Annotated in this window: 13 protein-coding genes and 1 pseudogene; 6 read left to right on the plus strand and 8 right to left on the minus strand. The window is 63.3% G+C overall.

Annotation, left to right across the window (positions count from 1 at the left end):
- Positions 1 to 20 precede the first annotated feature (20 nt).
- From ACFJIU_RS19150 to ACFJIU_RS19175, 6 genes are read left to right on the plus strand one after another with little or no spacing between them, the layout of a single operon-like run.
- Positions 21 to 1247 carry an ABC transporter substrate-binding protein gene (locus ACFJIU_RS19150; RefSeq protein WP_379062524.1) on the plus strand — a complete coding sequence of 409 codons (1227 nt, stop codon included), beginning with the start codon at positions 21 to 23 and terminating at the stop codon, positions 1245 to 1247.
- Positions 1248 to 2192, plus strand: coding sequence for a carbohydrate ABC transporter permease (locus ACFJIU_RS19155; RefSeq protein ID WP_379062526.1), 945 nt, complete (start codon positions 1248 to 1250; stop codon positions 2190 to 2192).
- 1 nt (position 2193) lies between these two features.
- Positions 2194 to 3090, plus strand: coding sequence for a carbohydrate ABC transporter permease (locus ACFJIU_RS19160; RefSeq protein WP_379062528.1), 897 nt, complete (start codon positions 2194 to 2196; stop codon positions 3088 to 3090).
- An 18-nt stretch (positions 3091 to 3108) separates the two neighbouring features.
- Positions 3109 to 4239, plus strand: a complete 1131-nt coding sequence (locus ACFJIU_RS19165) for a mandelate racemase/muconate lactonizing enzyme family protein (protein ID WP_379062530.1) — start codon at positions 3109 to 3111, stop codon at positions 4237 to 4239.
- A 43-nt stretch (positions 4240 to 4282) separates the two neighbouring features.
- Positions 4283 to 5095 carry a creatininase family protein gene (locus ACFJIU_RS19170; protein WP_379062532.1) on the plus strand — a complete coding sequence of 271 codons (813 nt, stop codon included), beginning with the start codon at positions 4283 to 4285 and terminating at the stop codon, positions 5093 to 5095.
- A 19-nt stretch (positions 5096 to 5114) separates the two neighbouring features.
- The gene (locus tag ACFJIU_RS19175; protein WP_379062534.1) at positions 5115 to 6524 is read left to right on the plus strand and encodes an FAD-binding oxidoreductase; all 1410 of its coding nucleotides are present in this window, start codon (positions 5115 to 5117) and stop codon (positions 6522 to 6524) included.
- An 84-nt stretch (positions 6525 to 6608) separates the two neighbouring features.
- Here ACFJIU_RS19175 and ACFJIU_RS19180 read toward each other — a convergent pair whose 3' ends face one another.
- From ACFJIU_RS19180 to uxaC, 8 genes and pseudogenes are all read right to left on the minus strand, one after another.
- Positions 6609 to 6944, minus strand: a complete 336-nt coding sequence (locus tag ACFJIU_RS19180; RefSeq protein ID WP_379062536.1) for a cupin domain-containing protein — start codon at positions 6942 to 6944, stop codon at positions 6609 to 6611.
- Positions 6945 to 6962: 18 nt separating this feature from the next.
- On the minus strand, positions 6963 to 7727 hold the full coding sequence (gene kduD, locus ACFJIU_RS19185) for a 2-dehydro-3-deoxy-D-gluconate 5-dehydrogenase KduD (RefSeq protein ID WP_379062538.1): 765 nt from the start codon (positions 7725 to 7727) through the stop codon (positions 6963 to 6965).
- Positions 7724 to 8569 (minus strand): 5-dehydro-4-deoxy-D-glucuronate isomerase, encoded by an 846-nt coding sequence (gene kduI, locus ACFJIU_RS19190; RefSeq protein WP_379062540.1) that lies wholly within the window; start codon positions 8567 to 8569, stop codon positions 7724 to 7726. The genes kduD and kduI overlap by 4 nt, the downstream gene beginning before the upstream one ends.
- A gap of 22 nt (positions 8570 to 8591) precedes the next feature.
- Positions 8592 to 9365 carry a FadR/GntR family transcriptional regulator gene (locus ACFJIU_RS19195; RefSeq protein WP_379062542.1) on the minus strand — a complete coding sequence of 258 codons (774 nt, stop codon included), beginning with the start codon at positions 9363 to 9365 and terminating at the stop codon, positions 8592 to 8594.
- A gap of 10 nt (positions 9366 to 9375) precedes the next feature.
- Positions 9376 to 10655 (minus strand): annotated as a pseudogene (locus tag ACFJIU_RS19200) (TRAP transporter large permease).
- A 4-nt stretch (positions 10656 to 10659) separates the two neighbouring features.
- Positions 10660 to 11220 (minus strand): TRAP transporter small permease, encoded by a 561-nt coding sequence (locus ACFJIU_RS19205; protein ID WP_379062544.1) that lies wholly within the window; start codon positions 11218 to 11220, stop codon positions 10660 to 10662.
- A 52-nt stretch (positions 11221 to 11272) separates the two neighbouring features.
- Positions 11273 to 12253 (minus strand): TRAP transporter substrate-binding protein, encoded by a 981-nt coding sequence (locus ACFJIU_RS19210; protein WP_379062546.1) that lies wholly within the window; start codon positions 12251 to 12253, stop codon positions 11273 to 11275.
- A gap of 23 nt (positions 12254 to 12276) precedes the next feature.
- Positions 12277 to 13686: a glucuronate isomerase gene (gene uxaC / locus ACFJIU_RS19215; protein WP_379062547.1), complete on the minus strand. Its 1410-nt coding sequence runs from the start codon at positions 13684 to 13686 to the stop codon at positions 12277 to 12279.
- Positions 13687 to 13871 lie beyond the last annotated feature (185 nt).

Raw genomic sequence — 13871 nt, forward strand, 5'->3', positions numbered from 1 at the left:
GGCATAAGTGGAGGAGAAACATGAGGAACGTGCTGAAGAGTGGCGCCATGGCTGCCGCGATCGTGGCCGGGATGGGAACGGCACCCGGTTGGGCCGACAATCTGGTGCTCTGGGTGAACGCGCCGTTGGCGTCCGGCCCGGATGCACCGCTTTATGCCGAGCTCAAGAAGTTCGAAGCGGAAACCGGCAACAAGGTCGAGGTGCAGGCCGTTCCGCACATGGAGATGGAGCGCAACCTGTTCGTTGCCATGTCCGGCGGTGCCGGGCCCGACGTCATGGCGCTGGACATCGCCTGGGTGGCCGGGCTTGCCGATGCGGGACTGCTGATGGACATCACCGAGCAGTCCGCGCCGCTGGCGGCGCAGTTCCAGCCAGGTCCCCTCGCGGGCGGCCGCTACCAGGGCAAGCAATATGCCCTGCCGCTCTACACCAACAACGCAGCCCTGATCGTCAATGACAAGATGCTGGCGCAGGCTGGCATCGACAAGGCCCCGACCACCTGGGAAGAGTTGCGGGCGGCGGCCGTGGCGATGACCAACGCTGAAAAAGGCACCTACGGCATCAGCTTCGGCTCCAACCGCATGGGCGCCTTCCAGCTCTATCCCTTCATCTGGCAGGCCGGTGGCGAGATCATCGACGACAAAGGCAAGTCGCATGTCACCGATCCGGAAGCGGTCGCGGCGGTCGACTTCCTGGCCAGGCTCTACACGCAAGACAAGGCGATGCCGGAGTCGGTGCTGACGGCCGGCAACTGGGACGAAGTCCACGCTCCGTTCATCCAGGAGCGCGCCGGAATGGTGATCAGCGGCGACTGGGCGATCTCCGCCATCAAGAAGAACGCGCCAAACCTGGCCTTCTCGATCCACCCTCTGCCCAAGGGCAAACAAGACGCCACAGTCATCGGTGGCTACAACCTTGCCATCCGCCAGGGTACCGCCTCGCCCAAGGCAGCGTTCCAACTGGTCGAATGGCTCACCGCCGAACACAGCATCGAACTGATGGGCAAATATGAGCGCCTGTCAGCGACCGCTGCGGCAGCGACACCCGAAGCAATCGCCAAGCTGCCGAAGGAAATGCAGCCCTTCATGGTGCAAGCCGGCGCGGGTCACCCCCGTCCCGTCGTTGCCTCCTGGAGCGAGATGCATGGCGTGTTGGGCAATATGTGGGATGCCGTCATACGTGGAAAGCCCGCGGCAGAGGCCCTGGCGGAAGCCAACGCGGAAATCGAGAACCTGCTGGCCAAATAAATGACGACGCGCGCGCGGGAAACGACGGGGCTGAAACCGCACTGGTCCTCGATTTTCGAGAACGGCACAGGTGCACGTCTCTACCCTTATCTCATGGTCATGCCGGCCATACTGATTGCCATCGGGGTGGTGGTCTATCCGGTGGTATCCGGCATCACTTCGGCCTTCTACGACGTGACCCTGCGCACGCTGAACAGCGGCGATATGCCCTTCGTCGGCGTGCGCAATTTCGAACGGGTCTTCGCCGATCCGAATTTCGTGCGCGCTTCGATCAACACGGTGATCTGGGTGGTGCTGAATGTCGTGGCGCAACTCGGACTCGGCCTCGCCCTGGCGCTGCTGCTGCACCGCATCGTTCCGGGCATCGGCTTCTTCCGGTCCGGCATACTGGTGCCATGGGTAGTACCGAGCGTCGTCGCCGTGCTGACATGGCGCTGGATGTATGACCCCAGCGTCGGCATCGTGAACGAGATGCTCGTGCGGCTGGGCGTCATCAACGACTACCATCCCTGGCTCGGTGATACTGCCACAGCGCTCTACGCCGTAACGGTAGAGAGCATCTGGAAAGGGACACCGTTCGTGATGCTGCTCCTGCTGGCCGCCCTGCAACTCGTGCCCAAATCCATTCTGGAAGCCGCATCGATGGACGGAGCTTCGGGCTGGCGGATGCTGTGGCATGTGATCCTGCCGCAGATCCGCGTCTCCTTCGCCATCGCCGCCGTGCTGACCTTCATCCTCACGGTGAACAACTTCAATGCGATCTGGCTGATGACAGAGGGCGGACCGCTCAACTCGTCCGAGATCCTGTTCACTCTGGCCTACAAATATGGCTTCCAGCGCTTCGACCTCGGCAGGGCATCAGCCGTCGCGACCATGCTGTTCGTTGGGCTGGTCATCGCGACCACGATCTACCTGAAACTCATCCAGTCCAGGGAAGCCGACTGAGATGTCGACATCCTCTCCAGCACGCCAGACGGCGCGGGACCGCTCCAGCGCTCCCCTTAAGCGAAGACGCACGCCCAAACCGGTGCGCCTGGTGCTGCTCTATGCCGGCCTGTGGGCCGCCTTCATCTGGTGCATCTTTCCTTTCTACTGGATGATCGCGACGTCGTTGCGCGCAAAGGACGAGATCTTCGCGCGGCCGCCCTCGATCGTGCCGCACACCATCACCTTGCAGAACTATGTCGACCTGCTGGTCGGCGCGCAGTTCTGGCGCTTTGCGCTGAACAGCCTGTTCCTGACGCTGAGTGTCACCGTCATCACCGTCCTGCTGTCGGTCACCGCCGGCTATGCCATGGCGCGCCACCGCTTCAAGGGCTCGGTGATGCTGCCGCTGTTCATGCTCTACGGGCAGATGTTCCCGCCGGTGCTGCTGCTGATCCCCTTCTACATCCAGCTGAAGTTCCTCGGCTGGCTGGATAGCCTCTTCGGCCTGATCCCGGTGTATCTGAGCTACATGCTGCCGCTGTGCGTCTGGCTGATGCGCGGGTTCTTCGCCCAGGTACCGCATTCGCTGGAGGATGCCGCGCGACTGGACGGCTGCACGCGCTGGCAAGCCTTCTGGCGCGTTATCCTGCCAATGGCGCGGCCGGGCATCGTCGCGGTGGCGACCTGGGTGATGATCCACACCTGGAACGAGTTCCTTTACGCCTCCACCTTCATCCTGTCGGAAAAGAACCGCACGCTGCCGCTGGGTCTCTCCGGGCTGATCGGCCAATACACGACAGACTGGGGCATGCTGATGGCTGGCGGCGTGGTGACGGCGGCACCCATCCTGCTGATTTTCTTCTTCCTTCAGAAGCACCTCGTTGCCGGCGTCGGCGGCGGTGCCGTGAAGGGCTGATACCGGAAAGGCGTCACGATGACCCAGATCAAAAACGTGCAGGCTTTCGCGCTGTCCTGCCCGACACCGGGCGGAGCGACCTTCGCCGTCGGTCGTTCGGCCAAACGCGACATGGTGCTGGTCCGCATCGAGACGCAGGACGGCATCGTCGGCTACGGCGAGGCGCATCATGCCCAGACGCCCAGCACGATCGCCGCCTTCATCAACGACGCCCTCGGCCCTTCGATCATCGGCCTGGAAGCCCATGAGACCGAGGCGATCTGGGACAGGAGCTATCGCCGTTTCATTGCAACACACGGCCCGGGTGCCGCCGCCGTGATTGGTCTTTCGGGTGTCGATCTCGCTCTCTGGGACATCAAGGGCAAGGACCTCGGCCAGCCGGTCTACAGGCTGCTTGGCGGCAAGCGGCGACCGATCCCGGCCTATGCCGGCGGGATCAGCCTCGGCTTCCAGCCGGTCGAGGAGCTTACGGCGGAGATCGAGCGCTACATCGCCCAGGGCTACAACTTCATGAAGCTGCGTGTCGGCGACACGCTGGAAAAGGACCTCGAGCGTGTCGCCGGCGTGCGCGCAGCATTCGGTGACGCCATCGTGCTGGCCGCGGATGCCGGTACCCGCTACCGCACGGCGGACGTCCACCGCATCGCCGAGATATGCGAAGCCGGCAGGCTGGCATGGCTGGAGGAGCCATTCACGCCCGATAACGTGCCAGGCTACCGGCGCCTGCGCGACATCACCTCGACACCACTCGCCGCGGGCGAAAACCACTTCACCCGCCATGAGCTGCGCGCGCTGATCAGCGAGCAGGTGATCCAGTTCGTGCAGGCAGATTGCTGCAAGACCGGCGGCATCACCGAAATCCTAAAGATCGCCGCGCTCGCCGGCGCATGGCACCTGCAGTTCGCACCGCATACGAGCGCGTCGGTGTTGAGCACCGCGGCATCCACCCATGTCCTGTCCGTCGCACCGAACGCCTTCATCTACGAAGCCGACGTGTCGGCTATCAACGCGTTCAGGGATGAGCTCGGCAGTCCGATCAAAGTCGTTGACGGCACGATCAGCGCACCGGAAGGGCCAGGGCTCGGCGTCGAGATCGACGAAAGCCTGATCGGGAAATATCCGTTCATTCCCGGCGCGTCCTACCAATAGGCCGGCAGATGACGATTCTGAACATTCAGCCCGGGGTATCCGCATGACACGCCGCGCCTCCTACTGGGCAGATCTATCGCGCCCTGGCTTTGCTGCGCTGGATCGGGCGCGCACGATCTGTGTCCTGCCCGTCGGCGCCATTGAGCAGCATGGGCCTCACCTGCCGGTTTCGGTCGATCGCGATCTCGCCGAGGCGGTGCTGGAGCGGACCCTTGCCCGGATGGATGACGGCCCGTCGACCCTGGCCCTGCCCGGCTTTACCTATGGCAAGAGCAATGAGCACGGCACGATTGCGGGGACGCTTTCGCTGTCGGCCGCAACCTTGCTCGCGATCCTAGACGACCTCGCCCATAGCCTGGCAAAAACCGGCTTCCGCAGGCTCGTCCTGCTCAATGCCCATGGCGGCAACACCCCGGTACTCGAGATCGCAGCCCGTGACCTCAAGATCGCCCATGGGCTGAGGGTCGCCACCTGCCACTGGTACAATTTCAACGAGGCCGAGCGGCATGGCGATGCCCGCGAAAGCACGTTCGGCATCCATGCAGGCCTGATCGAGACAAGCGCCATGCTGGCGCTGAAACCGGCGCTCGTCGCAATGGATCGGGCGGACGACTTCGCCAATCAGGCGGAGACCTGGCAGCGCGATTTTACCCATATCGGCCTTTCGCCCGGCCGCGCCCGGCCCGCCTGGACGATCGAAGACCTCAGCGCTCCAGGCGCGTGCGGCAATGCTGCTGCGGCTACGCCGGCGATCGGAGAGCAACTCCTGGAAACGGCGGCTCGCAACTTCGTGCGTTTCCTCGGTGAATTCGAGCGCTTCTGCGACCAGCAAGATCAACGGGACCGCGCGCATTGAAAAAGCGGCGGGAAGAAACATGTCCATCTCGGGAAAGAATGACATCGACTGGAAAGCCTTTGCCAAGGTGCTGGGCGATGTCGAAACCATCGACACGCCCTCGGTGGTGAAGAAGCGCTCGCGCGACTTCTTCTGGTACAGCCCTATCCTCAGCCGCGAGTTGTCGTCGTGCTTCGGCGATCTGGTGGCGGTGCCGAAATCGATGGAAGAGCTGTCGAAATGTCTGGCCACCGCCTTCGACTGGAGCGTGCCGATCGTGCTGAGAGGCGGCGGCACCGGCAATTACGGCCAGGCCGTCCCGATGCAGGGCGGGCTGATCGTCGACATGACCAGCCTGAACCGCATCCTCGAGATCGGAAGCGACACGGTTCGCGTGGAAGCCGGCGCCAGGATAGGTTCGATCAACGAGGCACTGGCCGGGAAAGGCCGGGAACTGCCGCTGTTTCCCTCGACCGAGGCGATCGCCACGATCGGCGGCTTCATCGCCGGCGGCTCGGGCGGAATCGGCTCGATCCGTCATGGCATGCTGCGCGACGGCAAGAACATCGAGCGCATCGCGGCCCTCTCCGTCGAGCATGAGCCCAGGCGGCACGAGTTCACCGGCAAGGACATCTCGGCGATCCACCATGCCTGGGGCCTGAATGGCGTGATCACCGACCTCGTGCTGGGTACGGTGCCTTCCGCACGGTGGATCAACATCGTCGCCGCATTCGACACTTACAGGCACGCCTTCGAGGCGGGGATCGCGCTCGGTTCAGCGCGGCAGATCGACCTGAAGCTGCTGACCACGATCGACAGGCGCATCGCCGCATCGATCACGAAACTCGGCGATATTGCGACACGCCGACGCGACCTGCTGCTCGTCATGGTCGCCGAGGCAGATGCCGACAATGCGTTGCGCCTGATATCGCAGCATGGCGGCGTCGAGGAGCTCGCGCTCGACAATGCGGCGTTGAAAGCTTCGGATCTGCCGGCGCTTTCCGAATTCTCCTACAACCACACCACACTGCAGGTGCTGAAGCAGGATCGCAGCGTCACCAATCTGCAGGTCACGTTCCGGCCGCCGCTCGACGGCGCCAGGATCGACGAGCTGCAGCCGATACTGGGTGACGAGGTGCTCATGCATCACGAATTCGCCCTGCTCAACGACCAGCTCGTGGCTTTCGATCTGCCGGTGGTGCGCTACACGACGGACGAGCGCCTGTTCGAACTCGCCAGGATCTATGACGACCACGGTTGCCCGACCTCCAACCCGCATGTGCCTTATGTGGAAGGTGGTTCCATGAAACCGGATTTCCGTCACCTCGCCTGGAAGAAGCGGCTCGATCCACGCGGATTGCTGAATTCGGCGAAATCGCGGCTCTGGGACGAGGTCAAGCACCTTCCGGCCGAGGAGATCGAACAGCTGTCGAGCCGCAAGGCATCGTGAGCCTGCGTCCCAAATGGCCTGGAGCATTTCGGCTTTTACGCAATACCGGACGGAAAACCGCTACGCACATTTCCTGGAATTGCCCTAGATGAAATCGGCCCGGTGCGGCGTGAAACTGTCGACAAGACGGCCCGCTTCGAGCGCCTTGACCCCATGAACGAGGTTGGACGGGACGATGAAGGAGTCGCCTACCCCGAGTGTTTCCGTCCTGCCGTCTATGGTCACCTCGAAGCGTCCTTCGGCGACATAGCTTGCCTGCACATGCACATGCGAATGCAGGGCGCCGACGCCGCCTTTCTCGAAGCCGAACTCGACCATCATCAGCTCGTCGGTATTGACCAGCACGCGGCGGCGATTGCCATCCGGCGTGGCAACCCATTCACGATCGACCGCGCGGGAAAAGACCTCGATCTCTGTCACAGGCCGAACTCCTTCTGATCAACGGGCGAGCCAGCCGCCATCCACCGGCACGACCGCGCCGTGCATGTATTTCGAGGCCGGCGCCAGCAGGAAGACGGTGGCGTCGCCGATGTCGCTGGCCTCGCCCCAGCGACCCGCCGGGATGCGGCCGAGGATCGCGGCGTTACGGTCGGGATCATTACGCAGCACCTCGGTGTTGTTGCTGACGATATAGCCGGGTGCGATGGCGTTGACGTTGATGCCCCTGGCCGCCCATTCGTTGGCAAGCAGCCGGGTGACGCCGAGCACGCCATGCTTGGAGGCTGTGTAGGAAGCCACCCGGATGCCACCCTGGAAAGACAGCATCGAGGCGATGTTGACGACGCGCCCCGTTCGGCTGGCCGCCAGCACCTTGCGGGCGAAGGCCTGGGTGAGGAAGAACAGGGATTTCAGGTTGACGTCCATCACGTCGTCCCAGTCCTGTTCACTGAAGTCGATCGCATCACCACGGCGGATGATGCCGGCATTGTTGACGATGCCGTCGATCGGCCCGTGTTCGGCCCAGGCCGCAGCCAGCATAGCCGCGGCGGTCTCGTGATCGGACAGGTCGCAGGCGATCGGCGTAAAGGAAGCACCAACCGACGCCAGATGCGCCTCCGTCTCGTCCATGGCCGAGCGGCCGACACCCAGCACACGGGCGCCAGCCTTGCCGGCCGAAACGGCGATGCCCTGGCCGATGCCTGTGTTGGCGCCGGTCACCAGGATGCGCTGGCCCTGCAGGCTGAAGGCGGAAAGATCGCTCACCGCAGCTCACCAATATCGACCGGGTCGACATCGGTGTAGTCGACATTGTCGCCCGCCATCGCCCAGATGAAGGCGTAGTTGGAGGTGCCGGCACCGGAATGGATCGACCAGCCCGGCGACAACACCGCCTCCTCGTTCTTCATGACGATGTGACGTGTCTCGTCCGGCTCGCCCATGAAATGGAACACGCGCGCGCTGTCGGCGAGATCGAAATAGAGATAGGCCTCCATGCGCCGGTCATGCACATGGCATGGCATGGTGTTCCACACCGAGCCCGGCGCCAGTTGCGTCATGCCGACGACCAGCTGGCATGTCTTCGCGCCCTCCGGATGGATGAACTGGAAGATCGAGCGTTCGTTCGAGGTCTGCTGGCTGCCGAGGTCGAGCCGTCGGGCATCGGCGATCCGTATCAGCCTTGCAGGCAGTTCCTGATGCGCTGGCGCGCTCAGCAGGTAGAATTTCGCCGGGGTCTGCGGATCGGTCGATGCGAAGGCAACGGTTTCGGTGCCCTTGCCGACATAGACCATGTCGCGGGTGCCGACTGCGAAGGTCTCACCGCCTGCCTGCACGGTGCCAGCACCGCCGATGTTGACGGCGATCAGTTCGCGCCGGTCGAGGAAATTCTTCGTGCCGGTCGGCTTGATCGCCTCCAGCGCGAGCGGGGTTGCCAGCGGCACCGCGCCGCCGACGACCATGCGGTCGTAGTGGGTGTAAGTGAGATGGACAGCACCGGCATGAAAGAGATCGCCGATATGGAAGTTGTGGCGCAACTCGTCCGTGCCCATGGCCGCCGCGGCATTGGGGTCGATGGAATAACGGGACGAATAGCTGGTGACTGTCATTTCGGGATGCTTCTCTCTGCGGTCAGGGCTTCTTGGGTGACTTCTCGGCGGCCAGATATTCCGCCTGCTGGGTGGTGAGGCGCTGGCGGTAGCGGTCCTGCGCAGCGATCAGGTGTGCACGCATGGCAGCCCGCGCGGCATCCGGATCGCCCGCCGATATCGCCTGCAGGATCAGGAGATGCTCACGCTGCAGGCCAGTCAGATAGTCGTTCGACAGCACTTCGACCGAGTACCAGGGCGAAGCGCGGTCGCACGGGATGGTGCGGTCGCCGAGCGCGTCGAGGATCTCGACATAGAATGGATTGTTGGTGGCCGAGGCGATCTCGCGATGGAAGGCGAAATCGGCCTTGCCGGTGGGTTCGCCGAGATGCAGCAGGCGGTCGAATTCGAAGAAGGCTTCCTGGATCAGGGCTTCCTGCGCGGCATTGCGGCGCATCGCTGCCAGCCCCGCGCTCTCGATCTCGATGCCCATGCGCACTTCCAGCACATTGATCGCCTGGCTGACCTTCTTGATCTCCTGGCTGAAGGACGAGAACGTCAGCGTCGGATGTTCGAGCACGAAGACGCCGGCTCCCTGCCTGGATTCCACCAGCCCGTCTGCGGCAAGGCTCGCCATCGCCTCGCGGATCACGGTGCGCGAAACGCCGAAGGTCTCCGTCATCTGCCCTTCCGTGGGCAGTTTCTGGCCTGGCATGATCTGGCCGCCGACGATCTGGGCGCGCAAGGTCGCCACCACGCGCTCGGCGAGCTTGGGCTTGCGTTCGATACGCAGGTCTTCGACGGTTTCCGATGCCATGATCAAACGCCTATCTGAATACGCTCGGCAGCCAGAGCGAGAGCGCGGGTATGTAGGTGACGAGACCTAATACCACGAGGCCAGCGGCATAGAAGGGCCATATGGAGCGCATCGCCTCCCAGACCGAAATCTTGCCGACCGCACAGGCGACGAACTGGACGGCCCCCACCGGCGGCGTGTTCAGCCCGATACCGAAGTTGAGGATCATGATGACGCCGAAATGCACCGGGTCGATGCCGTAGGCCACCGCCACCGGCAGGAAGATCGGCGTGCAGATGATGATGGTCGGCCCCATGTCCATGAAGGTGCCCAGCACCAGCATCAGCACGTTGATCAAAAGCAGGATGATGATCGGGTTGTCTGAGATCGTGTTCATCCAGGTGATCAGCGAGGCCGGCACGCGCATGAACGCCATCAGCCAGGAAAAGGCTGCTGCCATGCCGATGATCAAAAGCACCATCGCCGTGGTGCGCACGGCGCCGAAGGTGGCGTGCACGAAGTCGTTCCAGGTCATCCGCCGGTAGACGAAGGTGGTGACCGCGAGGGCGTAGAGCACGGCGATGCAGGAACTTTCCGTGGCCGTGAAGACACCCGAACGCACACCGCCGAAGATGATGCCGATCAGAAGCAGGCCGGGGATCGAGATCAGGAAATACTGGCCGACCTTGGCAAAACCCGGGAACGGCTCGGTCGGATAGCCGCGCGAGCGGGCGACGAAATAGGCCGTCACCATGAGTGCGGCTGCATAGAGCAGGCCTGGATGACGCCGGCGGTGAACAGGTCGGCGATCGAGATCTTCCCGCCGGCCGAGATCGAATAGATGATCATGTTGTGCGAGGGCGGCAAAAGCAGCGCGATCAGCGCCGCCATCGAGGTGACGTTGACGGCATAGTCGGCGCCGTAGCCGCGCGCCTTCATCTGCGGGATCATGACGCCGCCGACGGCCGCGGCTTCCGCCACCGCCGAGCCGGAAATGCCGCCGAACAGCGTGGCGGTGACGATGTTGACCTGGCCGAGGCCGCCGCGGATATGGCCGACCAGCGAGGCAGCGAAGGCGATGATCCTCTGCGCGATGCCGCCACGCACCATCAGATCGCCGGCATAGATGAAGAATGGGATGGCGAGCATCGAGAAGACGCTCATGCCGGAGTTGAGCCGCTGGAAGACGACCAGAGGCGGCAGGCCCATATAAAGCACGGTCGCAAGGGAAGACACGCCGAGACAGAAGGCGATCGGCGTGCCGATCAGCATCAACAGGGTGAAGACACCGAAAAGGATCAGCATTTCCATCGTATCAGGCCTTCACTTGGGCGGTGTCGAGTTCGGCGGCGACCTCCGCCGGCGGCAATTCGTCGAGAATGTCGTCGATCGGCTGGCCGGCGAGCCGCAGCACCATGCGCTCCAGCGAAAACAGACAGATCAGCGCGCCACCGACGACCAGCGGCACGTAATCCCAGCCGCCCGATATGCGCAGTGACGGCAGGGTGGTGTTCCATGTCAGCAAGACCAGCTGCGAGCCGTACCAGACCATGCCGATGCCGAAAGCGAAGGCGACGATGTCGGAGATCATGCGCAACCATGCCTTGCCGCCCCTGGGCACGACATAAAGCAGCACGTCGAAACCCATGTGATAGTTCTCGCGCACGCCGACGGCGGCACCCAGAAAGATGAACCAGCTCATCAGCATGACAGCGCCCGGCTCGGTCCAGCTCGGCGAGTCGTTCAGCACGTAGCGGCAGAACACCTGCCAGGCGACGATGGCCGTCATCACCACGAGGCCGGCGCCGGCCAGCCAGAGTGACAACGTGCTCAGCCAGGACAGGGTCTGGCCCGTTTTTTCCAGTCTTGTCGACATGGTCTTGCCTCCCGAAGGCGACAGGCAGGCCGAGGCCCGCCTGTCGGCTGCGTCACTGCACGGCCTGCACGTCTTCTACGAGCTTCTTCAGCACGGGATCGGTAACGTGCTTTTCGTAGACGGGCTTCATGGCGTCGATGAACCCCTGCTTGTCGGGAGAGGTGATCGCAGCCCCTGCCGCTTCCACCTTGGAGCGGGACTCGGCGGTCTTGGCAGCCCACAATTCACGCTGCTTGGCGACACTGTCCTTCGCCGCCTGTTTGAAGATCGCCTGGTCTTCCGGCGTCAGCTTGTCGAAGGCCGCCTTGTTCATCACGAACACTTCCGGAAGGATGGTGTGCTCGTCGAGGGAGAAGTTCTTCGCCACCTCGAAATGCTTGGCGGTGTCGTAGCTCGGGAAATTGTTCTCCGCGCCGTCGATGACGCCGGTTTCAATCGCCGAATAGACTTCGCCATAAGGCATCGGCGTGGCGTTGGCGCCCAGCGCCGCCACCATGTCGACGAAGATGTCAGACTGGATGACGCGGAACTTCAGCCCCTTCATGTCGGCGACCGAATTGATCGGCTTGCTCTTGTTGTAGAAGGAGCGGGCACCGGCATCGTAGAAGGCCAGCGCCACCAGGCCGGCCGGCTCGAACGCTGCCTTGATCTGGTCGCCAAGGGCGCCGTCCATCACCTTGTGCATGTGGTCTTCCGAGCGGAAGATGTAGGGTAGCGCCGGAACGATGGTTTCCTTCACCGTGCCGTTGAAGGGCGCCATGGAAACGCGGTTCAGCTCGATGACGCCGGAACGCACCTGTTCGATCGTGTCCTTCTCCTCGCCGAGCTGGGCGGAGTGGTAGACCTCGACGGCATAACGGCCGGCCGTGCGTTCCTTGACCAGTTCGCCGAAATATTTGACCGCCTCGACGGTCGGATAACCATCCGGGTGCGTGTCCGACGATTTCAGCACCGTCTGGGCAAAGGCGGCAGTACCGGTGGTCAGCGATGCCACCAGCAGTGCCAGGCCGGCCAGTTTTGAGATATGCAGCATTGGTTCCTCCCTCTTATGTTTGGCTAAAGTCGATACGCCCTCTTCGCGAGACTGTAGGCCAGCTCCGGCGCCAGCTCGCGCGCCTCGTCCTCCCTCAGGCGATGCTCCGAGACGAGGCGGGCGAGAAAGGCGCAGTCGACGCGGCGCGCCACGTCGTGGCGGGCCGGTATGGATGGAAAGGCGCGGGTGTCGTCGTTGAAACCGACAGTGTTGTAGAAGCCGGCGGTCTCGGTGGTCATCTCGCGGTAGCGGCGCATGCCTTCGGGGCTGTCATGGAACCACCAGGCCGGTCCAAGCTTCAGCGCCGGATAGACGCCGGCCAGCGGCGCCAGTTCGCGCGCATAGCTGGTCTCGTCCAGCGTGAAGACGATGACGGAAAGGTCCCGCTCGAGGCCAACCGCGTCGAGCAACGGCTTCAGCGCCGCGACATAGTCGGTACGCGTCGGGATATCGAAACCCTTGTCGCGGCCGAACTGCCTGAGCATCGCCGACGAATGATTGCGCCAGGAACCCGGATGGATCTGCAGCACCAGCCCGTCGTCCAGGCTCATCCTGGCCATTTCCGTCAGCATCTGGGCGCGGAACAGTCGGCGCTCACGCTCATCGGATGAGCCGGCGCGGATGCGGTTGAACAGCTCCTGCGCGGCGGCCGGCGAAAGGTTGGCGGTCTCGGCCGTGGCATGGCCGTGATCGGTGGAGGTGGCACCGTAGCCCTTGAAATAGGCACGGCGCTGGCGATGCGCGTCGAGGTAGCCAGCCCAGTTGCCGGTGTCGCAGCCGCTGATCTCGCCGAGACGATCGAGATTGGCGGCAAAACCTTCGAAATCGGGATCGACCACGGCGTCCGGCCGGTAGGCGGTGACGACGCGGCCCAACCAGCCGCTGTCGCGGATTTGCCGGTGCCAGGCAAGGTCGTCCAGCGCGCCGTCGGTGGTGGCGATCACCTCGATGTTGAAACGCTCGAACAACGCGCGTGGCCGGAATTCCTCGCGCCGCAGGCAGTCGGCTATCGCGTCGTAGTGACGGTCGGCGTTGGTCGCGGTCAACGGCTCGGCGATGCCGAAGAGATCGGTGAGCACGTAGTCGAACCACAGACGGGTCGGCGTGCCGCGGAACAGGAAATAGTTCTCGGCAAACAGGCGCCAGATCTTGCGGCCGTCGGTCTCGACCGGTGCGCCATCGAGCGTCGGTACACCAAGGTCTTCCAGCCTGACGCCCTGGCTGAACAGCATGCGGAAAACATAGTGGTCCGGCACGATCAACAGTTGCGCAGGATCCGGAAACGGTTCGTCGAGCGCATACCAGCGTGGATCGGTATGGCCGTGCGGGCTGACGATCGGCAGCGATTTGACGAGGCCGTAGAGCTCGCGAGCGATGCCGCGAACCGACGGCTCGGCCGGAAACAGCAAGTCTGGATCGACAAGCGAGTTCATGGGACCGTGCCGCTCCTCCTTCGGCGCCTTAATGGCTAGGAGCAGCACGAGGTAATGTCAACATACAAAAACTATAATGTTGTATGATAAGTTTGTTGCACCTGTCCAAATCGCGGTGTACGCAACGGATATGATGCCACTGATGACTGGAGGCGCCTTTTCGGCGACGACGGCGGCTTCGGGAG

The sequence above is a fragment of the Mesorhizobium sp. UC74_2 genome (assembly GCF_042701485.1).
Lineage (GTDB): Bacteria > Pseudomonadota > Alphaproteobacteria > Rhizobiales > Rhizobiaceae > Mesorhizobium.